The sequence below is a fragment of the Serratia nevei genome (genome assembly GCF_024160145.1).
Lineage (GTDB): Bacteria > Pseudomonadota > Gammaproteobacteria > Enterobacterales > Enterobacteriaceae > Serratia > Serratia nevei_A.
Window position 1 is genome coordinate 1 of sequence record NZ_JAMYWQ010000038.1, and the last position, 22,892, is coordinate 22,892.

The window sequence follows — 22,892 nt, forward strand, 5'->3', positions numbered from 1 at the left end:
AAGCGTTTATTTCGCTTTTCTCTCGCTGACCCGGCGGCTTGTCAGTCGTTGTTCCCGGTCAGTGGAGGCGCATTATAGGGAGTTCTCGGCGGGCCGCAACCCCTAATTGCAAAAAACTTTTCAAGCGTGGATTTTTTCAGCAAAACGCTGGCCAAACCCGCGTTTTTGTCACTTTTCGTACTGGATCTGGCTAAATTCCTGGGCGAAACGATCGACCTGCTGCCAATCTGTGTACTCCACTTCCTTACTGGTATCCGTTTCGCCGCCCGTCATACGCATAATAAATTGAATCATGATACGGTCGAACCAGCGATAGCGTGGATAACGCAATGCGCCAGCAAACACCGCACACTGTTTTGGCTGCCACGGCGAGGCCAGCAGGAACTTGCGGGTATAAGCGTTGGTTTGCGGCGAACGCTTTTCCGGTTTACGCGCGGTCAGGTTCACGGCAAAGAACGCGCTCGGCATCCGATTCAGTTGCTCGGCATGGCGCTTAACGAATTTATCCAGCACCGAATTAAAGTGCCCATAGCGAATAGAGGCGCCGATCATCACCTGCTGATACTGGCTAAGGTCGACCTGTTCCGCCTGCAGCAGATCGATCACCTCACAGCGCAGCGTGTCCTGCAATTTGCTTGCTATATAAGAAGCGATAGCGCGTGTTTGCCCGTCACGGCTCGAATAAAGTATCAATGCCTTCATGGCGTACTCCTTATATCAGGTTCACTCACGCCAGAAGGTTGGCGTGAACAGCACCAGCAATGTAAACACTTCCAGGCGCCCGAACAGCATCGTCACCACCAGGATCCACTTGGCCGCCGCCGGCATCGTGGTGAAGTTATCCGCCACCACCCCCAGACCGGGGCCGAGGTTATTGAGCGTTGCCGTCACTGCGGCGAACGCGGAGAAGTCGTCAACGCCGGTGGCAATGATTGCCAGCATGCTGACGATAAACACCAGCGCATAGGCGGAGAAAAACCCCCACACTGCTTCCAGAATACGTTCCGGCAGCGCGCGGTTGCCCAATTTGATGGTATAGACCGCGTTAGGGTGCACCAGCCTTTTCAACTCGCGCGATCCCTGCAGGTACAGCAGCAGGATACGGATCACCTTCAGGCCGCCGCCGGTCGAGCCGGCGCAGCCGCCGATAAACGCCGAACACAGCAACAGCATCGGCAGGAACAGCGGCCACTTGGCGATGCTGTCGGTGGTGAAACCGGCCGTAGTCGCCATCGACACCACCTGGAAGAACGCCTGATTGAGCGTTTCCATGCCGGTCTTGTAGACGCCGTGCCCCCAGAGCACCAAGGTGCACACCACCACCAGCGTCAACTGAACGAAGATAAACATGCGGAATTCTGGATCGCGGCCGTACACCTTCAGACTGCGGCCGCTTAGCAAGGCGAAGTGCAGGCCGTAGTTACAGCCGGAAATCAGCAGGAACACGGCGATAATGGTGTTGATGGTCGGACTGGCGTAATAACCGATACTGGCGTCGTGGGTAGAAAAACCGCCGATGGCGATGGTCGAGAAACTGTGGCCGATGGCGTCGAACACCGACATCCCAGCCCCCCAGAGCGCCAGCGCACAGGCGACGGTCAGCAATACGTAGATTAGCCACAGGGTTTTGGCGGTTTCGGCGATGCGTGGACGCATCTTGTTGTCTTTCAGCGGCCCGGGCATTTCCGCCCGATACAGCTGCATGCCGCCGACGCCGAGTATCGGCAGTATCGCCACCGCCAACACGATGATCCCCATGCCGCCCATCCATTGCAGCATTTGGCGATAGAATAGGATGGCCTTCGGCAACGAATCCAGCCCCACCAGCGTCGTCGCTCCGGTGGTCGTCAATCCCGAGAAGGATTCAAAGAAAGCGTCGGTCAGCGACAAGTTGGGCCGTTCCGAAAACAGGAACGGCAATGCCCCCACGCTGCCCAGCACGGTCCAGAACAACACGACGATCAAGAAGCCTTCGCGCGGCTTCAGCTCGTGTTTCTGTTTGCGGTTCGGCCACCACAGCATCAGACCGATGGTCAGCGCCACGAAGAAGGTTTGGCTGAACGCACGCCCCGCCCCATCGCGGTAAATCAATGCCACCAGGCCGGGAATGAACATCGTCCCGGAGAACAGGATGACCAGCAGACCAACGATACGGGTTATGGCGCGAAAATGCATTTCAGCACGATCCTTAGCAATTCAATTGGGAGGAATTATTGCGAAATGGGGGTTAATTGCAAATTACCGCGACTGAGATCACGCAATTTATTTCCAAACAGCTCGACCTCGGTGGCCGGCAAGGCCAGATGCAGCACAACGGCGGCGCCGTATTCGCCCTGCAGGATCCGACCTGCGGTTTGCTGCAGCAAGTTCTCCACCAGCGCCAACTGCGCATAGTCGCACTGCAAGATATATTCGGCTTCCGGCACCTTTTGTACCAGCGCCAACTGCTTCAACGCCTGTTGAACACCGTTGCCATAGGCTTTCACCAGCCCGCCAGTGCCCAGCTTGACGCCGCCGTAGTAACGGACGACCACGGCGGTCACTTCGCCGATACCGCTGCCCATCAGCTGCGCGAGGATCGGTTTGCCGGCGGTGCCCGACGGTTCTCCGTCGTCGGAGAACCCCAGTTGCTGCGAGTCATCGGGGCTGCCGGCGACGAAAGCCCAACAGTGGTGCCGCGCCGCCGGGTGCTCATCCCGCACCTGCTGAATAAACGCCTTTGCCGCTTCTACCCCGCTGGTAGGCGCCAGCAGGGTGATAAAACGGCTCTTCTTTATTTCTTCGGTAAAGCAGGTTGCTTCCGCCGGTATCGGGTATGGCCGCATCAGGCCAGGTTCAGATCGCGCGTCATGTTCTCGATGCGCTTTTCGTGGATCACGATGTTGTCTTCGATGCGGATGCCGCCATACGGCTTCAGCGCATCGATGCGATCCCAGGCGAAGTGCTGCTTGAACTCACCGCTGCGCCACGGCGCCAACAGAGAGTCGATGAAGTACAGACCCGGCTCGATGGTCAGCACCATGCCCGGCTGCAACACGCGGGTGCAACGCAGGAACGGATACTTGGACGGTGCCGCCAGATGGGTGCCTTGCTCGTCCTGCATAAAGCCGGCGGCGTCGTGCACCTGCAGGCCCAGCGGGTGGCCCAGCCCGTGCGGCAGGAACGGCGTGGTGATACCCGTTTCAACCATCGCCTCTTCGCTGAGGCCGTTCACCAACTTGTGATTCTTGAGCAGCTTGGCGATGCGCTGGTGCATCTGCACATGGTAGTCGGTATAACGCACGCCGGTCTTGATGGTGTCGATCAACGCCAGCTGCTCACCGTTGAGATCTTTCACCAGGTGGGCGAACTCGCTGCCGCTTTGCGCCGCGTAGGTGCGGGTCAGATCGGCGGCGTAGCCGTTATATTCCGCGCCGGCGTCGATCAGGAAGCTCAGGGATTCGGCCGGCGGCTGATGATCCAGCTTGGTGTAGTGCAGCACCGAAGCGTGTTCGTTCAGCGCCACGATGTTGTCGTAAGGTACGTCGGTATCACGGTGGCCGGTCGCCGTCAGGTAGGCCAGGTTGATGTCGAACTCGCTCATGCCGGAGAGGAAGGCCTCATGCGCCGCACGATGGCCGGTTACCGCCGTCTTCTGCGCTTCGCGCATGCAGGCCAGCTCATAGCCGGTTTTGATCGAACGGTGGAAATCCAGGTAGTTCAGCACCGCTTTCGGGTTGATGTTTTCAGAAAGGATGCCGAGATCGCGGGCGCGCTGTTGCGCATAACCGATATAGCCCACGCGCTCGCGCTGCGGCGGAAGCTGCTGGGCGATAGCGTCGGCGTTGGCCAGCGGCATCAATTCGAGGGACTTGGTCCAGAAACTGTCCGGCAGCGGCTCCACGCTGTGCCAGTAGTCAACCGGGGAGTAGAACCACAGCTTCGGCTTATTGACGCCGTCGATCCACAACCAGCAGTTCGGCACCGACGTCACCGGCACCCAGGCTTTGAAATGCGCGTTCACTTTGAACGGATAGCTATGGTCGTCCAAAAATACCTTTTGCAGTTCCCCGGAGTGAATCAGCAGCGCATCCAGCTTGTTGCGCTCCAGCACTTCGCGCGCGCGTTTTTGCAGCTCTACCAGGTGGTCGTTATACAAAGAAGCCAGCGTTTCCATCACAGTACCCTTATGCCTTAGCACGAAAGAAGCCATCTTAACACAGCGCTCCGACGCACCAACCTCATCGCGTTGGGCATGCGGAGCAGCTCGCAATTCCCTGCAAATGCCGTTACATCCGCAGTTTAACCATTAGCCAGCCGGCCAGGCCGAGCAGCGCTATCGCCAGCGCCCACAGGCCATGGTGCTCCAACAACACCGCGCCGGCTGCGGCCACGCCCGCCAGGCACTGCTGCAGAAAGCCGCACAGCGCCATTGCATAGGCGCCGTACTCTTTGGCGTCGCTGACGGCCATCGCCATGCTGTTGGGAAACAACACCGCCTGGCCAAAAATGGTCAGGCAATACAGCGTGATGAACAACATCATGCCGGAAAGGCCGGCCAGGATACCGCTCCACCACAACAGCAGGATTGCCGCCGTCGCTAGGGCGACGATCCCACTGCCGGTTTGCATCAGTTTTTTCCCGCCGACGCGCGCCACCGTGCGGTTCACCGTCAATGCGCCGCTAAAGTAGGCGATGCCAATCACCAACCCCAGCGCACCGAACGCCGTGACGTTGAGACCAAAACCCTGCTGCATGACGAACGGGCTCACCTCCTGCAGCGTCACCGTGGTGGCGAAGCCCAACCCGCCGACGCAGGCCGGCCAAAAGAACCCCGGCCGCCGCAGAATGGCGAAGTAGGTGGCCGCCATCGCCGGGCGTGGCCCACGTGCGCGCCCCGCCTCCAGCGGCAGCGTCGCCATCAGCGCCAGAATGGCCAAACCGGTGGCGCCCATCAAGACGAAGCCCATCTGCCAGTGTGAATATTGGCTGAGCAGTCCACCGACAAACTGACCGCCGCCCAGCGCGGTGATAAAGGCGATGGAGAGCACCGACAGCCGCCGCGCCAGCTCATCACCGCTCCAGTTATCCCGCACGATGATACGCGCAATGATCGCCGCGCCACCGACCCCCACGCCCTGTAGCGCACGCAGCGTCAGCAGCTGGGTGCCGTTGCTGCACAGCGCCAACAGCCCGCTACAGCCGATGAAAAGCAGCAGGGAAAGCGTCAGCGGCGCTCGGCGGCCAAAACGATCGGCGGCCGCGCCCCAGAACAGCACCGGCAAGGCGGCACCGATGACGAAGATCGAAATGGACAGCTCGGTGGCGCGCCGGCTCATTGCCAACTCGCGCATCACCGTCGGCAGCGAAGGCAAATACACGGTCGTCGCCATTTGCGCCATAAACACCAACAGACACGCCAGCGTCATGGTTCTGGCGGGAATACTCCATAAGCCGCTGCGTTTGGCATAAGCCACCTTATTCATACCTAACCTCGTCTGAATGATAAATCGCTGCGAGCAAGTGTATGAGGGCCGACAAACTCCAGCAAATGCCGATAGCACATAAAATATAACTTCGTTTTAAATCAAAAAACTAACTTGGCGAGATGTGATCAGACCAGCAAATATGCAATCTCTCATTTGCATATTTTTAACATAAAAACCACACTCCTCATCATCTGGTCATACCAGATCATACGCTGATTCAGGAGATAGACATGCTCTACCAAGGCGAAACATTACAACTGCACTGGCTCGATAACGGCATCGCCGAGCTGGTGTTCAACGCACCGGGCTCGGTCAACAAGCTGGACACCCGCACCGTCGCCAGCCTGGGCGAAGCGCTCACCGTGCTGGAAAACCAGCCAGAGCTGAAGGGGCTGCTGCTGCGCTCCTCCAAAGCCGCGTTTATCGTCGGCGCCGATATCACCGAATTCCTCTCTCTGTTCGCCGCACCGGCTGAAAAGCTGCAAGAATGGCTGGTGTTCGCCAACAACGTCTTTAACCGGCTGGAAGATTTACCGGTACCGACCATTGCGGCCATCAACGGTTATGCGCTCGGCGGCGGTTGCGAATGCATTCTGGCGACCGATTTCCGCGTCGCCTCACCGGACGCGCGTATCGGCCTGCCGGAAACCAAATTGGGCATCATGCCGGGCTTCGGCGGTTCCGTCCGCCTGCCGCGCCTGCTGGGTAACGACAGCGCGCTGGAAATCATCGCCGCCGGTAAAGACGTCAGCGCCAAAGACGGGTTGAAAGTCGGCCTGGTGGATGCGGTGGTAGCACCGGAAAAACTGGCCGAAGCGGCGCTGAAAATGCTGCAACAGGCGATCGACGGCAAGCTGGACTGGCGCGCCGCGCGTCAGCCGAAGCTGGAACCGCTGAAGCTCAGCCCGATTGAAGCGGCGATGAGCTTCACCACCGCCAAAGGCATGGTGCTGCAGACCGCCGGTAAACATTACCCGGCACCGATGACTGCGGTGAAGACCATTGAAGCCGCCGCCAAACTGGGCCGTGATGAGGCGCTGAAACTGGAAACCGCCAGCTTTGTGCCGTTAGCACGTTCCAACGAAGCGCGTGCGCTGGTCGGCATCTTCCTTAACGATCAGTTCGTGAAGGGTCAGGCGAAAAAGCTGGCCAAAAATGTGGACGCGCCGAAACAGGCGGCGGTGCTGGGCGCCGGCATCATGGGCGGCGGCATCGCTTATCAATCGGCGCTGAAAGGCGTGCCGGTGATCATGAAAGACATCAGCGACAAGTCGCTGACGCTGGGCATGAGCGAAGCAGCCAAGCTGCTCAATAAGCAACTGGAGCGCGGCAAGCTGGATGGCCTGAAAATGGCGCAGGTGCTGTCGACCATTCAGCCGACGCTGGACTACGCCGGCATCGAGCGCGCGCAGGTGATCGTTGAAGCGGTGGTGGAAAATCCGAAGGTCAAAGCCGCCGTGCTGTCGGAAGTGGAAAACCTGATCGGTGAGGACACCGTTCTGGCGTCGAACACCTCGACCATTCCGATTAATCACCTGGCAAAATCGCTGAAGCGCCCGCAAAACTTCTGCGGTATGCATTTCTTTAACCCGGTACACCGCATGCCGCTGGTCGAAATCATCCGCGGCGAACAGACCAGCGACGACACCATCGCCAAAGTGGTGGCCTACGCCAGCCGCATGGGCAAAACGCCAATCGTGGTGAACGACTGCCCGGGCTTCTTCGTCAACCGCGTGCTGTTCCCGTATTTCGCCGGCTTCAGCCTGCTGCTGCGCGACGGCGCAGACTTCCGTCAGATCGATAAAGTGATGGAAAAACAGTTCGGCTGGCCGATGGGCCCGGCCTACCTGCTCGACGTCGTGGGCATCGACACTGCGCACCACGCGCAGGCGGTGATGGCCGCCGGCTTCCCGGATCGCATGAGCAAAGACTATCGCGACGCCATTGACGTGATGTTCGACAACCAGCGCTTCGGTCAGAAAAATCAGCTGGGCTTCTACCGCTACAGCCAGGACAGCAAAGGCAAACCGCGCAAGGACAACGACGAGCAGACCGATGCGCTGCTGGCCGCAGTGAGTCAACCGCGCCAGACCATCAGCGACGAAGAAATCATCGCGCGCATGATGATCCCGATGATCAACGAAGTGGTTCGCTGCCTGGAAGAGAAGATTGTCGCCAGCCCGGCGGAAGCCGATATGGCGTTGGTCTACGGCATTGGCTTCCCTCCGTTCCACGGCGGCGCGTTCCGCTACCTGGATACGCTCGGCACCGCCAACTACGTTGAGCTGGCCCAGCGTTACGCACACCTCGGCGCCCTGTATCAGGTGCCGGCCGGTCTGCGCGCCAAGGCCGAGCGCAATGAAAGCTACTACCCGGTGGCGACACCGCTGTCCGACGTCGCTACCCGCCAACCGGCATGAGGTCATAAAGATGGAAAACGTAGTTATTGTTGATGCCGTACGCACGCCGATGGGCCGCTCCAAGGGCGGCGCCTTCCGCCAGGTACGCGCCGAAGATCTCTCCGCTCACCTGATGCGTGAAGTGCTGAGCCGCAACCCGGCGCTGGACGCCGCCGAGATCGATGACATTTACTGGGGCTGCGTGCAGCAGACGCTGGAACAAGGCTTCAACATCGCCCGCAACGCCGCGCTGCTGGCCGAGATCCCGCACCGCGTGCCGGCGGTGACCGTCAACCGCCTGTGCGGCTCTTCGATGCAGGCGCTGCACGACGCGGCGCGCGCCATCATGGTTGGCGACGCGCACATCAGCCTGATCGGCGGCGTGGAACACATGGGCCATGTGCCGATGAACCACGGCGTGGATTTCCATCCGGGGCTGAGCCGCAGCGTGGCCAAAGCCGCCGGGATGATGGGGCTGACCGCCGAAATGCTGGCCAAGATGCACAACATCAGCCGCCAGATGCAGGATGAATTTGCCGCCCGCTCCCACCAGCGCGCGCATGCGGCCACGCTGGCGGGTTACTTCAAAAACGAGATAATTCCCACCAACGGCCACGACGCCGATGGCGTGCTGACCCGTTACGATTTCGATGAAGTCATTCGCCCGGAAACCACCGTAGAAAGCCTGTCGGCCCTGCGCCCGGCGTTCGATCCGGTCAACGGCACCGTCACCGCCGGCAGCTCATCCGCCCTGTCGGATGGCGCTTCCGCCATGTTGTTGATGAGCGAATCGCGCGCCAAAGCGCTCGGTTTGAAGGCCCGCGCCCGCATCCGCTCGATGGCGGTGGTCGGCTGCGATCCTTCCATCATGGGTTACGGCCCGGTGCCGGCCAGCAAGCTGGCGCTGAAACGCGCCGGTCTGAGCGTGCAGGACATCGATCTGTTCGAGCTGAACGAAGCGTTCGCCGCCCAATCGCTGCCGTGCATCAAGGATCTGGGGCTGATGGACAGCATCGACGACAAGATCAACCTGAACGGCGGCGCCATCGCGCTCGGCCACCCGCTGGGGTGTTCAGGCTCCCGCATCTCGACCACCCTGTTGAACAACATGGAACGTCGCGACGCGCAGTTCGGCCTGGCAACCATGTGCATCGGCCTGGGCCAGGGCATCGCCACCGTCTTTGAACGCGTTTAGCTGTGTCTATCTTGGGATGACCGCGTCACCACTTCAAATCGCGGCATCCCGCCAAGTTTAGTTGCCGTTCTTCCCGCCTGTCAGGGGCGGGTTTTTTATGCCTGACGTTTGCCGGCGCCCAAATAAAAACGGGGCGACTCTCGGCCACCCCGTTCACTGCGCACCGCATCGGTCAGATAAACGAAAACGCGTCGCCGAACATATGCGCTTCCAGCGCGCCGCGCTCGGCGCAGAAACGCTCACGGGCGATTTTCGCCATCTCGAAACGCCCGGCGATATAGATGTCATGCTCCGCCAGCGTACCGAAATCCTGCAGCACCGCGCTGAGCACGGTGCCGCTGCGGCCGCGCCATTCGGCTTCCGGCTGCTCGACCACCGGGATCACCTTCAGGTTCGGGTGCTGCAACGACAGCGCTTCCAGCTCGCTCAGATCGTACAGGTGCTTCAGCTCACGCCCGCCCCAGTAGATCGAAATATCACGATCGGGCTGCTGCTCCAACGCGGTCAACAAGATTGAACGCGCGTAAGAGAAACCGGTGCCACCGGCGATCAGCACCAGCGGGCGGCTACCCTCTTCGCGCAGCCAGGCGTCGCCGTGCGGCACGTCGACGGTGATCGCCTGCTCTTTCAGGATACGATCCATCACCGCCATGGCGTACAGATTCAGCTCCGAAGCACCGATGTGCAGCTCGATGTAATCTTGCTGCGTCGGGGTTGATGCTAGCGAGAACGGGCGCTTATCGCGCTCGTCCATCACCACCATCAGATATTGCCCTGCCTTGAAAGAAAACGGCTGCTCGGGCACCAGACGTACTCGATAAACCGTATCGGTAATGGCCTCTACCGAGGTCACTTTACAGCTCAATATTGTCATGCGTTCCCTCTGTCGGGTCATCAATGCAAAGCTGAGAACAGGGCCTGACGCTATAACGTCGGTTCCCTGTCACTGAAAATTGCGAGCTCATCCCAGATTTCGTCGACGCGCGCACGTACCTTTTCATCCATCTGAATCGGACGGCCCCATTCGCGATCGGTTTCACCCGGCCATTTATTGGTGGCGTCCAGCCCCATCTTCGAACCCAGACCGGAAACCGGCGAGGCGAAGTCCAGATAGTCGATCGGCGTATTCTCCACCAGAACGGTATCCCTTGCCGGATCCATTCGTGTGGTGATCGCCCAAATTACGTCGTTCCAGTCGCGCGCATTGACGTCGTCATCGCAGACGATAACAAATTTGGTGTACATAAACTGCCGCAGGAACGACCAGACGCCCATCATCACGCGTTTAGCGTGGCCGGCGTACTGTTTTTTCATGGTCACGACCGCCAGGCGGTACGAGCACCCTTCCGGCGGCAGATAGAAATCGACGATTTCCGGGAACTGCTTTTGCAGGATCGGCACAAACACTTCATTCAGCGCCACACCCAGGATCGCTGGCTCATCCGGCGGGCGGCCGGTGTAGGTCGAGTGGTAGATCGCGTTGCGGCGCTGGGTGATGTGGGTGACGGTGAATACCGGGAACTGGTCGATTTCATTGTAGTAACCGGTGTGGTCGCCGTAGGGGCCTTCCGGCGCCATTTCACCCGGCTCGATATAGCCTTCCAGCACAATTTCGGCGCTGGCTGGCACTTCCAGATCGTTGGAAAGGCACTTGACCACTTCGGTTTTATTGCCGCGCAGCAGCCCGGCAAAGGCGTATTCAGACAGGGTATCCGGCACCGGCGTGACCGCACCGAGGATGGTGGCGGGATCGGCCCCCAGCGCTACCGCGACCGGGAAACGCTCGCCGGGGTGCGCCTGGCACCACTCCTGATAATCCAGCGCGCCGCCGCGATGCGACAGCCAGCGCATGATCACTTTATTCTTGCCCAGCACCTGCTGGCGATAGATGCCGAGATTTTGCCGTTCCTTATGCGGGCCGCGGGTCACCGTCAGCCCCCAGGTGATCAGCGGCGCGGCGTCTTCCGGCCAGCAGTGCATCACCGGAATACGGCCCAGATCGACATCCTCACCCTGCCATACCTGCTCCTGACAAGGCGCGGAACCCAGCACCTTGGTCGGCATGTTCAGCACCTGCTTGAACTTCGGCATTTTGTCGAACAGATCGCGGAAGCCTTTCGGCGGCTCCGGCTCTTTGAGGAACGCCAGCAGTTTACCGACGTCGCGCAGCGCGCTGATGTCTTCCTGCCCCATGCCCATCGCCACGCGATTGGCGGTGCCGAACAGGTTGCACAGCACCGGCATGTCGTAGCCTTTCGGGTTTTCAAACAGCAATGCCGGGCCGCCCGCCCGCAGGGTGCGATCGGCAATCTCCGTCATTTCCAGGTAAGGATCGATCGGCTGGCTGATGCGTTTTAGTTCCCCTCTCTTCTCCAGCAACGAGAGGAAATCGCGTAAGTCACGGTATTTCATGCTGATCATTATAACGGCCAGTGGGGAGGGCATTATAAGCCCTCTTCACGGTTGTTGCTGCAATTTTGTTAACGCCGCCCGCTGCGGGGGGCCCTCAGCCGCAGTTGAACGGCACCAGCGTGGCCAGCGCACGCGTATCCTGATATTCACGCGTCTCCTCGCCGTGGCGGAACACCTTGAAGCCCTGCCCGTTGGCGCTGAAGTAACGCAGCGCATTGCCTTCAACGTGCAGCAGGCTGCCTTCACGCAGCGCCACCACCGATTCGCTCGGGTTGACTGCGCAGAACTCCGCCAGGCGCTCGTCACGGGTTTCGCCCATGTGGCCGCTGATATGTGCGTCGATGTAATGCGGGTTGATCTGCACCGGGAACAGCCCCAGCGCCGGCAGCACCACGCTGCAGCGCACCGGCATATCATTGGTGGTACGAATGCTCGGTGTGGCCACGTTGCAACCGGCGCTCCAGCCGACGTAAGGCACCTCACGCTCGCGCACCGCGCGCTGGATAGGCACGATCAGGCCCTGTTCGTGCAGCATCTGGTTCAGCAACCAGGTATTGCCGCCGCTGACCAAAATGCATTCCGCCTGCGCGATCGCCGCCGCCGGCGAAACGGCGTGGTGGATGCTGGTGACTTCGATGCCCAGCGTTTGCGCCAGCTCCTGCGCACGCCGATCGTAGTCGTAACGGATCAGGGCGTAAGGGATAAAGACGGCGGATTTGATGCCGCGACGCGCAATCATCGCCAGCAGCTGGCTTTTGGCGTACCCCAGCAGTTCGGCTTCGCCAGACAGCTTGCCGTTGCTCAACAAAAACAGCTCCATTTCTTTTCCCCTCGGTCAAAAACGATGAATAGCATCACAGCCGGTAGCGCAACGCCTTGCCATACTGTGACGGTAACAAATTTTCAGCCCTCTGTTATACCAGCGCCGTATCGATAAGTGTGTGACCCCTCGCTAATAGCCGCATATTCATAGAGATAGGTGATGTTACACGCTGAAACTTGCATCACTATGTATCCGGAATAGCTTTTGATATGCTTACCGGCTGGCAGAAAGGCATGTGAAATTATGGAATCCTGGTATCTACTTTATTGCAAACGCGGTCAGCTGTTGCGAGCGCAGGAACATCTGGAACGGCAGCAGGTGAACTGCCTCAGCCCGATCATCACGCTGGAAAAAATCGTGCGCGGCAAGCGTATCGCGGTCAGCGAACCTCTGTTTCCCAACTATCTGTTTGTGGAGTTCGACCCGGAGCGCATTCACACCACCACCATCAGCGCCACCCGCGGCGTCAGCCACTTCGTGCGCTTCGGCGCGTTGCCGAGCGTCATCCCGAGCAAGGTGATCGATGAGCTGCGTACGCACGCCAGCGAAACCTATGTCGATCCGGAAACCCCACAGCCGGGGGATACCGTCCTGATCGTCGACGGCATGTTCGAAGGGTTACAGGCGATCTATACCGAGCCGGACGGCGAGGCGCGTTCAATGCTGCTGCTGAACCTGATCAACAAACAGGTCAGTCAAAGCATCGACAACCGACAGTTCCAGAAGATGTAATGCAAAAGGCGCCCTCAGGCGCCTTTTTGTTGGCTCATTTGGCGCTTAACGACGCATCGCGTCGTCGTGCAGCCACTGGGCGACACGCTTGGCGAAGTAGGTCAGCACACCGTCGGCACCGGCGCGTTTGAAGCACATCAACGACTCCATCACCGCAGGCTGCTCCTGCAGCCAGCCGTTCTGAATCGCCGCCATATGCATGGCGTACTCGCCGGACACCTGATAAGCGAAGGTTGGCACGCCGAAGGTATCCTTCACGCGGCGCACCACGTCCAGGTATGGCATCCCCGGTTTCACCATCACCATGTCCGCGCCTTCCTGCAGATCCTGTGCAATCTCCTGCAGCGCTTCGTCGCCGTTGGCCGGATCCATCTGATAGGTCTTCTTGTTGCCGCCCTTCAGGTTGCCACTGGAGCCCAGCGCATCGCGGAACGGGCCGTAGTAGCAGGAAGCATACTTGGCGGAGTAGGCCATGATCTGGGTATTCACCAGGCCCTGCAATTCCAGACGATCGCGGATCGCCCCGATGCGGCCGTCCATCATGTCGCTCGGCGCCACGATTTCCGCGCCCGCTTCGGCATGGGACAGCGCCTGACGCACCAGGATGTCTTTGGTCACGTCGTTAATCACATAGCCCTGCTCATCGATTACCCCGTCCTGCCCGTGCGTGGTGTAGGGATCGAGCGCGACATCGGTCAGAATGCCCAGTTCAGGCACCGCGTCTTTCAGCGCGCGCACCGTGCGCTGCACCAGCCCTTCCGGGTTATAGGCTTCTTCCGCATGCAGCGACTTCAGGCCCGGTTCGATCACCGGGAACAGGGAGATCACCGGCACGCCGAGTTTGGCGATGGTTTCCGCTTCCTTGACCAGCAGATCGATCGTCATGCGCGATACGCCCGGCATCGAGGCCACTTCTTCCTGGCGATTGCTGCCTTCCATGACAAACACCGGATAAATCAGGTCGTTGACCGTCAGTTGATTCTCGGCGACCAGGCGGCGGCTGAAGTCATGACGGCGCACGCGGCGCATACGGCGACCAGGGAAGGTGCCCGGAAATGCATAGCTCATAGTTTTCTCCTAGCTCAAACCAGCCGGAATAGCCGGCGGGCGTTCTCATCGGTTTTTTGCCCCAGCCATTGCGGCTCTTCCTGTCGCCAGACGGCGACCTGATGCACGATATGGGGCAGGAAACAGGGTTCGTTGCGGCGAGATGCGGGTTTAGGCTGTAAATCCCGGGGCAACAGATAAGGGGCGTCAGTTTCCAGCAGCAGACGCTCGGCCGGGATCTGCGGCAACAGGGCGCGCAATGCCAGGCCGCGCCGCTCGTCGCAGACCCAACCGGTAATCCCGATCGACAGGCCCAGCGACAGGCAGCTTGTTAATTCTTCGGCGGTGCCGGTGAAGCAGTGCACCACGGCCGCGGGCAGTTTATCCAACCACGGCGTCAGTAGCTCGGCAAAACGTGCGTGTGCGTCGCGGCAATGAAGAAACACCGGCAACGCCAACTCTGCGGCCAGCGCCAGCTGCGCGGTGAACGCCGCTTCCTGCTGCGCGGGCGTCGAGAAGTTGCGATTGAAATCCAGTCCGCATTCGCCGATCGCCGCCACTTCAGGGCGCGCGGCCAACGCATAAATCTGCTCGGCGGTGTGTTCATCCCAACCGCTGGCGTTGTGCGGATGCACGCCGGCGGTAGACCAACCGTAGCCCGGATGTTGCTGCGCCAGTTCAGCGGCCTCGCGGCTCTGCGCCAGATCGGTGCCGGTAATCAACATCCCCGTCACGCCCGCGGCATGGGCGCGTTCCACCACCGCCTGGCGGTCTTTGGCGAATTGGCTGCTGGTGAGATTTACGCCGATATCAAACATGGTTTTTTCCAAAGCAAAAGCCGCCCAATGGGCGGCTTCGCAATCAAGATGGATCAGGGGGCTGGGGGTTCGTCACCCTCGTCTTCTTCTTCCGCCTGCGGACGACGTTTTCCGGTATAGAAGCGAGCGAAGAACACCCCTACTTCAAACAGCAGATACATCGGTATCGCCAACAGGGTTTGCGAGAACACGTCCGGCGGCGTCAACAGCATGCCGACCACAAACGCGCCGACCAGCACATACGGCCGTTTCTTCTTCAGATCTTCCGGCGAGGTGACGCCACTCCAGCACAGCAGAATGATGGCGACCGGCACTTCGAAGGCAACGCCAAACGCCATAAACAACGCCATGACGAAATCGAGGTAGTTTTTAATGTCGGTCGCAATGGTCACCCCCATCGGCGCAGTCTTGGCAAAGAAGCCGAAGGCCAGCGGGAACACGATGAAGTAGGCGAAAGCCATCCCGAGGTAGAACAGCAGGCTGCTGGACACCAGCAGCGGCATCATCAGGCGGCGTTCATGCTTGTACAGCGCCGGCGCGATGAATGCCCACACCTGATACAGGATCATCGGCGCGGAGACGAACACCGAGACGATCATGGTCAGCTTGATCGGCGTAAAGAACGGTGATGCCACGTCGGTGGCGATCATGCTCGCCCCGGCCGGCAGCTGCTTGAGCAGCGGCGCAGAGACCAGTTGGTAGATGTCGTTGGCGAAAAACACCAGCACCACGAACACCGCCAACACGCAGATAATCGAGTTCAATAGCCGCTTGCGCAGCTCTATCAGATGACTGATAAGGGGTTGGGTATCTTCAACAGCCATGTATTAACGATCGCCACTAGGTTGGTGAGACGCTGGGGTTTTATCCGCAACAGGTTCGACAGGTGCCGGCGCGGTTTCCACCGGTGCTTTAGCCGGTTGCGCCGCCACAGGCGCAGCCGGGGAAGCAGCCACGACGGCCTCAGGCTCCGATGCCGGTTTCGGCACGGCGGCAGGCGCGCTGGCGCGGGTTGCCGCTTCCGCCGGCGTCACGCCGTCGTGTAAGGCTTCCGGATCGGTGACCTGCGGGTTATGAATGGTGTTCGCCAGCTCTTCTTTCTCGCCCCGGTAGGTGCGTTTCAATGATTCCGCCGCGTCTTTCAGTTCATCCATCGACGCCTTCAGTTCCGGCGTCAGGTTCTGCAAACCAGCCTGTTCCGCTTTTTTCAGGCTGTCCTGCAGCTCCTGCAGCTTCAGCTCCTGAGACAGTTCGTGCTGCACCGAGGCCGCCAGCGAGCGCAGCGCGCGGATCCAGCCCGACACCGTTCTGACCGCGACCGGCAACCGTTCCGGCCCCAGAACAACCAGGCCGATCACCAGCACCAGCAGCAGCTCACTAAACCCAATGTCAAACACGGTTTATACCTGCTCTTTGTTCTTCGACTCTTCCGGTTTCACTTCCGGCTGCTTATCGGTAATAGGCTTGGCCGAGAAGTCAGCGTCATCCAGGCTGCTTTTCTCAGCCGTGTTGGGGGTCGACGGCGTGTCGTCGCCGATCGCCTTCTTGAAGCCCTTGATCGAGGCGCCGAGATCGGAGCCCAGCGTGCGCAGTTTTTTGGTACCGAACAGCAGCACCACGATCACTGCGATGATCAACAATTGCGTAATACTAATACCGCCCATTTTAATTACCTCTAATTTTAAAGGGTCTTTTAAAGCCAGCCCGCATTATAGGGCCGACTTTACCAGAGTGACGAATTAAATCAGGTGGTTCGCTTCCAGCCAATCACCCAGCACACGATGCCGGCGGCCATCATCCAGGCGGGAAACGCCTCGATTTGCCCCAGCAGCAACAGCGTGCCGCTTACCAAGAGTGTAGCGCCAACGCCGAACAAATAACGTGACTGCCCCTGACGAACCCGCTGAGCCTGCATCTGGTTGGTCAGCTTATCAACGCTTTGTTGCAACAGTTTATGCTGCTGCAGGCTGTCGTAAAACAGCTCGGGCAGTTCGGGCAGTTTCTCCGCCCAGAACGGCGCTTTCTCTTTCAGCGCGCGCACCACGGCAGGAATGCCGACCTGATCGCGCAGCCAGCTCTCGAGGAACGGCTTGGCGGTGGTCCACAGATCCAGCTGCGGGTAGAGCTGGCGCCCCAGCCCTTCAACATACAGCAAGGTCTTCTGCAATAACACCAGCTGCGGCTGCACTTCCATATTGAAGCGGCGCGCGGTGTTGAACAGGTTCAGCAGCACGTTGCCGAAGGAAATCTCCGCCAGCGGTTTCTCGAAAATCGGCTCGCACACGGTGCGGATGGCGAATTCGAAGTCTTCCACGTTGGTGTCGCGCGGCACCCAGCCGGAATCGACGTGAAGTTCCGCCACCTTGCGGTAATCGCGGTTGAAGAAGGCAATGAAGTTTTCCGCCAGGTAGCGTTTATCATCCTTGTTGAGCGAGCCGACGATGCCGCAGTCGATGCCGATATAGCAAGGATCTTCCGGGTGTTCGTAGCTGACGAAAATATTACCGGGATGCATGTCCGCATGGAAGAAGCTGTCGCGGAATACCTGGGTAAAGAACACCTGCACGCCGCGTTCTGCCAACAGTTTCATGTTGGTGCCCTGCTGCTCCAACGTGGCGATGTCCGAGACCGGAATGCCGTAGATGCGCTCCATCACCAATACGCTTTCGCGGCAGTAGTCGGAATAGACTTCCGGTACGTACAGCATCGGGCTGCCGTCGAAATTGCGGCGCAGCTGAATAGCGTTGGCCGCTTCGCGCAGCAGGTTCAGTTCGTCCAGCAGGGTTTTCTCGTACTCGCGCACCACTTCGCGCGGGCGCAGACGGCGGCCGTCCGGCAACAGCTTCGGCACCCAGCCGGCCAACCGGTACATCAGGCGCACGTCGGCCTTGATGATCGGCCCGATATCCGGTCGAATCACCTTCAGCACCACTTCCTGGCCGGTGGTTTTCAACCGCGCGGTATGCACCTGCGCGATCGAGGCAGAGGCCAGCGGCTGCTGATCAAAGTCATCGAACCAGGTTTCCAGCGGGCCGCCCATCGCCAGCTCAATATGTTTACGTGCCAGCGCGCCGTCGAAAGGCGCGACCCGATCCTGCAACAGCGTCAGCTGATCGGCAATCTGCGGCGGAAACAGATCGCGGCGGGTCGACATCATCTGGCCGAACTTGATCCAGACCGGCCCCAGTTCCTGCAGCGCCAGCCGCAGGCGTTCACCCAGCGGTTTGTCCTTGTGCCGATTCGGCATCCAGAACAGCAATCGGCGGCCGAAGCGCAGCGGCAGCGTCAAACGCATTTTAGGGATCAGCTCATCCAGCCCATAGCTGAGAAAAACGCGGACGATAAAATACAAACGGCGCAGTTCGCCTGGGGTCATCGCTTGCCCTCCAACTTGTCCATGCGGGCAATCAGCGCTTGCGCGCTGCGGGCGAGTGCATCAACTTCTTCGTTGAACCACACCACTTCCAGCGGCCCCGGCGCCAGGCGCCACTCTTCCGTCAGCGTCTCCGCCATGTCTTGCTGCCGGCGTATAAAGCCGGCTTTCAGCAGCGAGGCGCCTTTTCCCAGCGCCTGCGTAATGCCCTGGGCGGCGATATCGCCGATGTAGGGCGCCAGCCACTCCGCCGGATCCCATTCCGCCAGATCGAGCAGGCCAACCAGCTGTTGCACCACCTGAAGATCGCCTTCCACCGCCAGTTCACCGCTGCGCATCAGCACCGGCAACTGCTGGCGATCGCGCAGCTTCAGTAAGGCGGGAATGCGGCTGCGCACCGTGCAATCGGCGCTGTCTTCCGACTGCCCCAGCACGTCCACGCGCTGTTCGCTGAACACCAGCACCAGCGGTGACGCCAGCTCTTCCAGTTCGATACGCAGCACCTTGCCCGCCAGGCGTTGGCGGGCGGCTTTCATGCTGCGATCGCGAAACAGCAGATTATTCAGCGAGGTTTCCAGCGCACCGGTCAGCAGAGGGGTAAACAGCATCGGCATCTCCCTCTCAGAACTTGAAGCCGCGATGCAGGGCGACAATCCCGCCGGTCAGGTTGAAATAGGTGACGTTTTCAAAACCGGCGTTGCCCATCATGCCCTTCAGGGTTTCCTGATCGGGGTGCATACGGATAGATTCCGCCAGGTAGCGGTAGCTGTCCGGATCTTTGACCACCAGCTCGCCGATCTTCGGCAGCACGTGGAACGAGTAGGCATCGTAAGCCTTGCTCAGCGGCGCCAGCAGCGGCTTGGAAAACTCCAGCACCAGCAGGCGGCCGCCCGGCTTCAGCACGCGGAACATCGAACGCAGCGCTTTGTCTTTGTCGGTGACGTTGCGCAAGCCAAAGGAGATGGTGATGCAATCGAAGTAGTTGTCCGGGAACGGCAGCGCTTCGGCGTTGGCCTGCACATAATTGATGTTGCCGACGATGCCGCGATCGCGCAGCTTCTCGCGCCCCATCTTCAGCATCGAATCGTTGATGTCCGCCAGCACCACCTGGCCCTGCTCGCCGACCATGCGGGAGAACTTGGCGGCCAGGTCACCGGTACCGCCGGCCAGATCCAGCACGCGCTGCCCGCGGCGCACACCGCTGCAGTCAATGGTGAAACGCTTCCAGATGCGGTGGATACCGAACGACATCAGGTCGTTCATCACGTCATACTTTGCCGCTACCGAATGAAAAACGTCCGCCACCATGGCCTGTTTTTCGTCTCTAGCGACGGTGCGAAAACCGAAATCGGTGGTTTCCTGCGGTTGATCTGCCATTGTCCTGCCTGCTATTCAGTCAATTTTGTGTGGATGAGTTTACCAGAAGCCCGAGCAATACCCCACCTCGCCACGGCCTCAGCCGTGCGAAACGAAGCCCGGTTCCCCGGCGGTATCGTCATCGTCTTTCGTCTGCGGCAGCGCGGCGACATCGTCGTCGTTCGCCTCTTCCGCTTCATCGTGTTGCGCGCCGGCTTGCTGCGCCAGCAGCGGGTTGATCGGCCGTTTGACCTCCACCCCCAGCGCGCGGAAACCTTCAATTTGGCCGATAAGATTACCACGGCCTTCGCTCAGTTTGTTCATCGCCTGACGATAACTGCCCTGCGCCTTGTCCAGGCTCTGCCCCAGTGCCGACATATCGTCCACGAACAGCCGCATCTTGTCATACAGTTTCGCCGCGCGATCGGCGATACGCTGGGCGTTCTGGCTTTGATGCTCATAGCGCCACAGGTTGGTGATGGTGCGCAGCGCCACCAGCAACGTGGTCGGGCTGACCAACATGATGTTGTGTTTGAGCGCTTCGCCTATCAGCTCCGGTTCGCGGTCGATAGCCAGCAGGAAGGCGGGCTCGACCGGAATGAACATCAGCACATAATCCAGCGAGCGCAACCCCGGCAACTGCTGATAGTCCTTGCGGCCCAGCATGCGGATATGGCCGCGCAGCGAGGCGATATGTTCATTCAGCGCCGCTTCGCGCTCCACCTCGTCTTCACCGTTGAAATAGCGCTCGTAGGCGATCAGCGACATCTTGGCGTCGATCACCACGTCCTTGCCCTGCGGCAGGCGCACGATCACATCGGGCTGCATGCGGCTCTGGTGATCCACCCGCACGTTGACCTGCGTTTCATACTCGCGCCCTTCGCGCAGGCCGGAGGCCTCCAGCACCCGGCTCAGCACCACCTCGCCCCAGTTGCCCTGCGTTTTGTTATCGCCTTTGAGCGCTTTGGTGAGGTTGATGGCCTCGCGCGCCATCTGCGCGTTCAACTGCTGCAGATTGCGTATCTCGTGCGTCAGCGTGTGGCGTTCCCGCGCTTCCTGACCAAAGCTGTCCTGCACCTGCCGGCGGAAACCGTCCAGCTGTTCACGCAACGGCAGCAACAACCGATCCAAACTTTGCTTATTTTGCTCGTCCACCTTGCGGCCGCTGTGTTCAAAAATGCGGTTGGCGAGGTTTTCAAACTGGGTGGTGAGGCGTTGTTCGCTGTTGATCAGCAGGCGCTGCTTCTCCTCCGCCGCCATGCGCGTCTCTTCCAGACGGATAGTGACTTCGCGCAGCTCGGCCTCCTGCGCGCTGTTAACCTCGCGCTGGGCGCGCAGCTCCTGGTTGAGCAGTTCGCATTCGTTGCGCCAATGGTTGAGCTGTTGCAGCTTTTCATGCCCGGCCGCCAGCTGGCTGTGCAGGTTACGCAGCTCCAGCTCGCTCTGGCGCAGCTGCTGCTCGTGGCGCTGCAGAGCCTCCTGCCGCGCCGCCGTTTCCTGCTGCGCCTGCTGCAACGCTTGCTCCAACAACCGCAGCTCGGTTTCATGTTGCGCATTCGTCTGCTGCACCCGCAGGCTGGCGATCAGCCATCCCAACAGCATGCCGATCGCTACGCCGCCAATCCCATAAATCAGACTGGTATCCACCCTGCCTCCTGTTGCACCTTGCCGTTCCGGCGTTTCGCACGCCCATTGCCCGTCACGTTAAGGGGAGGCTGTATGGATGTCCAGCCTGATTTTGCCCGCCGCGCACAATATTGCGCGGCGCTACGCAATTTAGCGAGAAATCAGCCCAACCACTGGCTGAGCCACTTGATACCGAATGCCCCCGGCGCCAGAATGCCGAACGCCCAAATCATCGCCGACGTGACGTTGGCCAGTTGAAAATAGCGCTGCGGCATGCCGCAAATACCGCCCACCAGCGGCACCACGGCGCGCAGCGGGCCGAAGAAGCGGCCGATGAAGATGCCCAGCACGCCCCAGCGTTCAAAGAAGGCGTGGCCGCGTGCCAGCAGCTGCGGATTGCGCGACAGCGGCCACATATGCGCCACGCGGTCCTGATAGTGGTAGCCGATCCAGTAAGAGAGCCAGTCGCCGAAAAACGCCCCGACGGCGGCAGCGGCCCAAATCGGCCAAAAGGCGATGCCGCTTTCGCCGATCAGCGCGCCCAGCGCCAGCAGGATCACCGTGGCCGGCAGCAGCAGTGACAAGAACGCCAGCGATTCGCCGAACGCCAGGAAGAAAATGATGGGAATGGCCCAGCCTTCGTGCTGACGCACGACGTCGCTGACCCAGTTGATAACGTCGTTGAGGCTCAATGCGGGGCTCCTGATACGCGATAATTCGCCGCCTAGAATAGGCCGGGGCGAGTTAAACCCCGGCTAAACACACGGCGATTTACTCGAGGTAGAACGCCTGCAGCGCTTCGCGCTGGGGCGCGCCCAGGCCGTATTCCGCTTCCAGCCAGCGGTCGGTGGAGCCGTATTGCCGGCGGATACAGCCCAGCGCCGTCATCAGGAACTCCTCACGCGCACTGAGCACGTAGGCGAATTGCTCCAGCGCCGCCGCATTCAGCTTGATAGACAGCTGAGCCAGCATCTGCTCGCGGAAGGTGGCCAGCGTGGTTTCGGTCAGCAGATAGTCTTCCAGCACCGTCGCTTCGTCGGCCCCCAGCGCAAACAACACCAGCGCCGAACCGACCCCGGTGCGATCCTTGCCGACCGCGCAGTGCTGCACGATGGCGCCGCCGCCAGGATTACTCAACAGCTGCGCCAGCCGCTGATAGGCCGCATTGCCGAACGGCAGGCGGCGATACAGCTCCAGCATGAACGCGCGGGCGTCGAAGGCGGCCAGCGTCTCGTTGGTGAGCTTCTCCAGGTTGGCGTTGACTTCGCTGCTCAGCGGGTTGGCCGGCACGTGGTGATAATCGGCGCCATGCCACAGAATATCCGGCTTGGCCTGCACCTCGTCGGCATCGCGGTAGTCCAGCACCGAGCGCACCGGCACGCCGGCGAGAAAGGCGCAGTCGTTTTCCGTCAGCCGCTCGAGGGAACCGGAACGGAACAGCAGGCCGCGCTTGATGCGGCGCCCGTCGGCCACGCCGTTGCCGCCGAAGTCGCGGAAATTGATGCCGCCGTCGAGCGGCGCGAGCGAAGGATGAAGCAGGATCTGGGCGGTCATAAACGTCCTCGTTGTTTTTGTTCTGACGACGCGCAGCGGCCATCGGCGCAGCGCTGAGGAGTATCACCGTAACAGATTCGCCGCGAATG

General features: G+C 60.2%; 22 protein-coding genes. 3 read left to right on the forward strand and 19 right to left on the reverse strand.

Translation table 11 applies throughout. The features are described 5' to 3' along the window. Positions 1 to 168 precede the first annotated feature (168 nt). The 5 genes from hemG to M6G53_RS20605 all read right to left on the reverse strand — a co-directional run bounded on the left by hemG (position 169) and on the right by M6G53_RS20605 (position 5,408). Complete coding sequence (hemG, locus tag M6G53_RS20585; protein ID WP_089181541.1) at positions 169 to 702, reverse strand: menaquinone-dependent protoporphyrinogen IX dehydrogenase; 534 nt, start codon at positions 700 to 702, stop codon at positions 169 to 171. Positions 703 to 723: 21 nt separating this feature from the next. Beyond that, entirely contained in the window at positions 724 to 2,175 is a 1,452-nt protein-coding gene (gene trkH, locus M6G53_RS20590; protein WP_253334170.1) for a Trk system potassium transporter TrkH, read from the reverse strand. Positions 2,176 to 2,210: 35 nt separating this feature from the next. Beyond that, complete coding sequence (locus M6G53_RS20595; protein WP_060424127.1) at positions 2,211 to 2,825, reverse strand: IMPACT family protein; 615 nt, start codon at positions 2,823 to 2,825, stop codon at positions 2,211 to 2,213. Continuing rightward, positions 2,825 to 4,156 (reverse strand): Xaa-Pro dipeptidase, encoded by a 1,332-nt coding sequence (pepQ, locus tag M6G53_RS20600; RefSeq protein ID WP_253334171.1) that lies wholly within the window; start codon positions 4,154 to 4,156, stop codon positions 2,825 to 2,827. The genes M6G53_RS20595 and pepQ overlap by 1 nt, the downstream gene beginning before the upstream one ends. 112 nt (positions 4,157 to 4,268) lie before the next feature. After that, the gene (locus tag M6G53_RS20605) at positions 4,269 to 5,408 is read right to left on the reverse strand and encodes an MFS transporter (protein ID WP_436286542.1); all 1,140 of its coding nucleotides are present in this window, start codon (positions 5,406 to 5,408) and stop codon (positions 4,269 to 4,271) included. Between the two features lie 290 nt (positions 5,409 to 5,698). On the opposite strand from M6G53_RS20605, the gene fadB reads away from it, so the two are divergent. Both fadB and fadA read left to right on the forward strand, forming a co-directional pair. Then, positions 5,699 to 7,888, forward strand: coding sequence for a fatty acid oxidation complex subunit alpha FadB (fadB, locus tag M6G53_RS20610; protein WP_253334173.1), 2,190 nt, complete (start codon positions 5,699 to 5,701; stop codon positions 7,886 to 7,888). A 10-nt stretch (positions 7,889 to 7,898) separates the two neighbouring features. After that, on the forward strand, positions 7,899 to 9,062 hold the full coding sequence (fadA, locus tag M6G53_RS20615; protein WP_004934476.1) for an acetyl-CoA C-acyltransferase FadA: 1,164 nt from the start codon (positions 7,899 to 7,901) through the stop codon (positions 9,060 to 9,062). Positions 9,063 to 9,234: 172 nt separating this feature from the next. Here fadA and fre read toward each other — a convergent pair whose 3' ends face one another. From fre to pepE, 3 genes are all read right to left on the reverse strand, one after another. Beyond that, positions 9,235 to 9,936 (reverse strand): NAD(P)H-flavin reductase, encoded by a 702-nt coding sequence (fre, locus tag M6G53_RS20620; RefSeq protein WP_004934474.1) that lies wholly within the window; start codon positions 9,934 to 9,936, stop codon positions 9,235 to 9,237. A 50-nt stretch (positions 9,937 to 9,986) separates the two neighbouring features. After that, positions 9,987 to 11,483 carry a 4-hydroxy-3-polyprenylbenzoate decarboxylase gene (gene ubiD, locus M6G53_RS20625; RefSeq protein ID WP_436286541.1) on the reverse strand — a complete coding sequence of 499 codons (1,497 nt, stop codon included), beginning with the start codon at positions 11,481 to 11,483 and terminating at the stop codon, positions 9,987 to 9,989. A gap of 85 nt (positions 11,484 to 11,568) precedes the next feature. Next, positions 11,569 to 12,294 carry a dipeptidase PepE gene (gene pepE, locus M6G53_RS20630; RefSeq protein WP_253334177.1) on the reverse strand — a complete coding sequence of 242 codons (726 nt, stop codon included), beginning with the start codon at positions 12,292 to 12,294 and terminating at the stop codon, positions 11,569 to 11,571. A gap of 246 nt (positions 12,295 to 12,540) precedes the next feature. Between pepE and rfaH the strand changes: the two genes are divergently transcribed. Beyond that, the gene (gene rfaH, locus M6G53_RS20635; RefSeq protein WP_253334178.1) at positions 12,541 to 13,029 is read left to right on the forward strand and encodes a transcription/translation regulatory transformer protein RfaH; all 489 of its coding nucleotides are present in this window, start codon (positions 12,541 to 12,543) and stop codon (positions 13,027 to 13,029) included. 45 nt (positions 13,030 to 13,074) lie between these two features. Here rfaH and hemB read toward each other — a convergent pair whose 3' ends face one another. The 11 genes from hemB to M6G53_RS20690 form a co-directional block, all read right to left on the reverse strand. Next, positions 13,075 to 14,097 carry a porphobilinogen synthase gene (gene hemB, locus M6G53_RS20640; protein ID WP_253334179.1) on the reverse strand — a complete coding sequence of 341 codons (1,023 nt, stop codon included), beginning with the start codon at positions 14,095 to 14,097 and terminating at the stop codon, positions 13,075 to 13,077. A gap of 14 nt (positions 14,098 to 14,111) precedes the next feature. Beyond that, entirely contained in the window at positions 14,112 to 14,894 is a 783-nt protein-coding gene (gene tatD / locus M6G53_RS20645) for a 3'-5' ssDNA/RNA exonuclease TatD (protein WP_253334180.1), read from the reverse strand. A gap of 53 nt (positions 14,895 to 14,947) precedes the next feature. Then, on the reverse strand, positions 14,948 to 15,718 hold the full coding sequence (gene tatC / locus M6G53_RS20650) for a Sec-independent protein translocase subunit TatC (protein ID WP_004934456.1): 771 nt from the start codon (positions 15,716 to 15,718) through the stop codon (positions 14,948 to 14,950). Between the two features lie 3 nt (positions 15,719 to 15,721). Further along, complete coding sequence (gene tatB, locus M6G53_RS20655; protein WP_253334181.1) at positions 15,722 to 16,291, reverse strand: Sec-independent protein translocase protein TatB; 570 nt, start codon at positions 16,289 to 16,291, stop codon at positions 15,722 to 15,724. A gap of 3 nt (positions 16,292 to 16,294) precedes the next feature. Beyond that, the gene (tatA, locus tag M6G53_RS20660; RefSeq protein WP_004934452.1) at positions 16,295 to 16,558 is read right to left on the reverse strand and encodes a Sec-independent protein translocase subunit TatA; all 264 of its coding nucleotides are present in this window, start codon (positions 16,556 to 16,558) and stop codon (positions 16,295 to 16,297) included. Positions 16,559 to 16,638: 80 nt separating this feature from the next. Further along, positions 16,639 to 18,270 (reverse strand): ubiquinone biosynthesis regulatory protein kinase UbiB, encoded by a 1,632-nt coding sequence (gene ubiB / locus M6G53_RS20665; RefSeq protein WP_253334182.1) that lies wholly within the window; start codon positions 18,268 to 18,270, stop codon positions 16,639 to 16,641. Then, positions 18,267 to 18,875, reverse strand: a complete 609-nt coding sequence (gene ubiJ, locus M6G53_RS20670) for a ubiquinone biosynthesis protein UbiJ (RefSeq protein WP_253334184.1) — start codon at positions 18,873 to 18,875, stop codon at positions 18,267 to 18,269. Before ubiJ ends, ubiB begins: the two co-directional genes overlap by 4 nt. Positions 18,876 to 18,888: 13 nt before the next feature. Continuing rightward, positions 18,889 to 19,644: a bifunctional demethylmenaquinone methyltransferase/2-methoxy-6-polyprenyl-1,4-benzoquinol methylase UbiE gene (gene ubiE, locus M6G53_RS20675; RefSeq protein ID WP_025304918.1), complete on the reverse strand. Its 756-nt coding sequence runs from the start codon at positions 19,642 to 19,644 to the stop codon at positions 18,889 to 18,891. A 78-nt stretch (positions 19,645 to 19,722) separates the two neighbouring features. Then, on the reverse strand, positions 19,723 to 21,270 hold the full coding sequence (gene rmuC, locus M6G53_RS20680) for a DNA recombination protein RmuC (RefSeq protein ID WP_253334186.1): 1,548 nt from the start codon (positions 21,268 to 21,270) through the stop codon (positions 19,723 to 19,725). A 140-nt stretch (positions 21,271 to 21,410) separates the two neighbouring features. Continuing rightward, positions 21,411 to 21,941 carry a DedA family protein gene (locus M6G53_RS20685; RefSeq protein WP_019455291.1) on the reverse strand — a complete coding sequence of 177 codons (531 nt, stop codon included), beginning with the start codon at positions 21,939 to 21,941 and terminating at the stop codon, positions 21,411 to 21,413. A 79-nt stretch (positions 21,942 to 22,020) separates the two neighbouring features. Then, positions 22,021 to 22,803, reverse strand: coding sequence for a tyrosine-protein phosphatase (locus M6G53_RS20690; RefSeq protein WP_253334189.1), 783 nt, complete (start codon positions 22,801 to 22,803; stop codon positions 22,021 to 22,023). Positions 22,804 to 22,892: the final 89 nt, after the last annotated feature.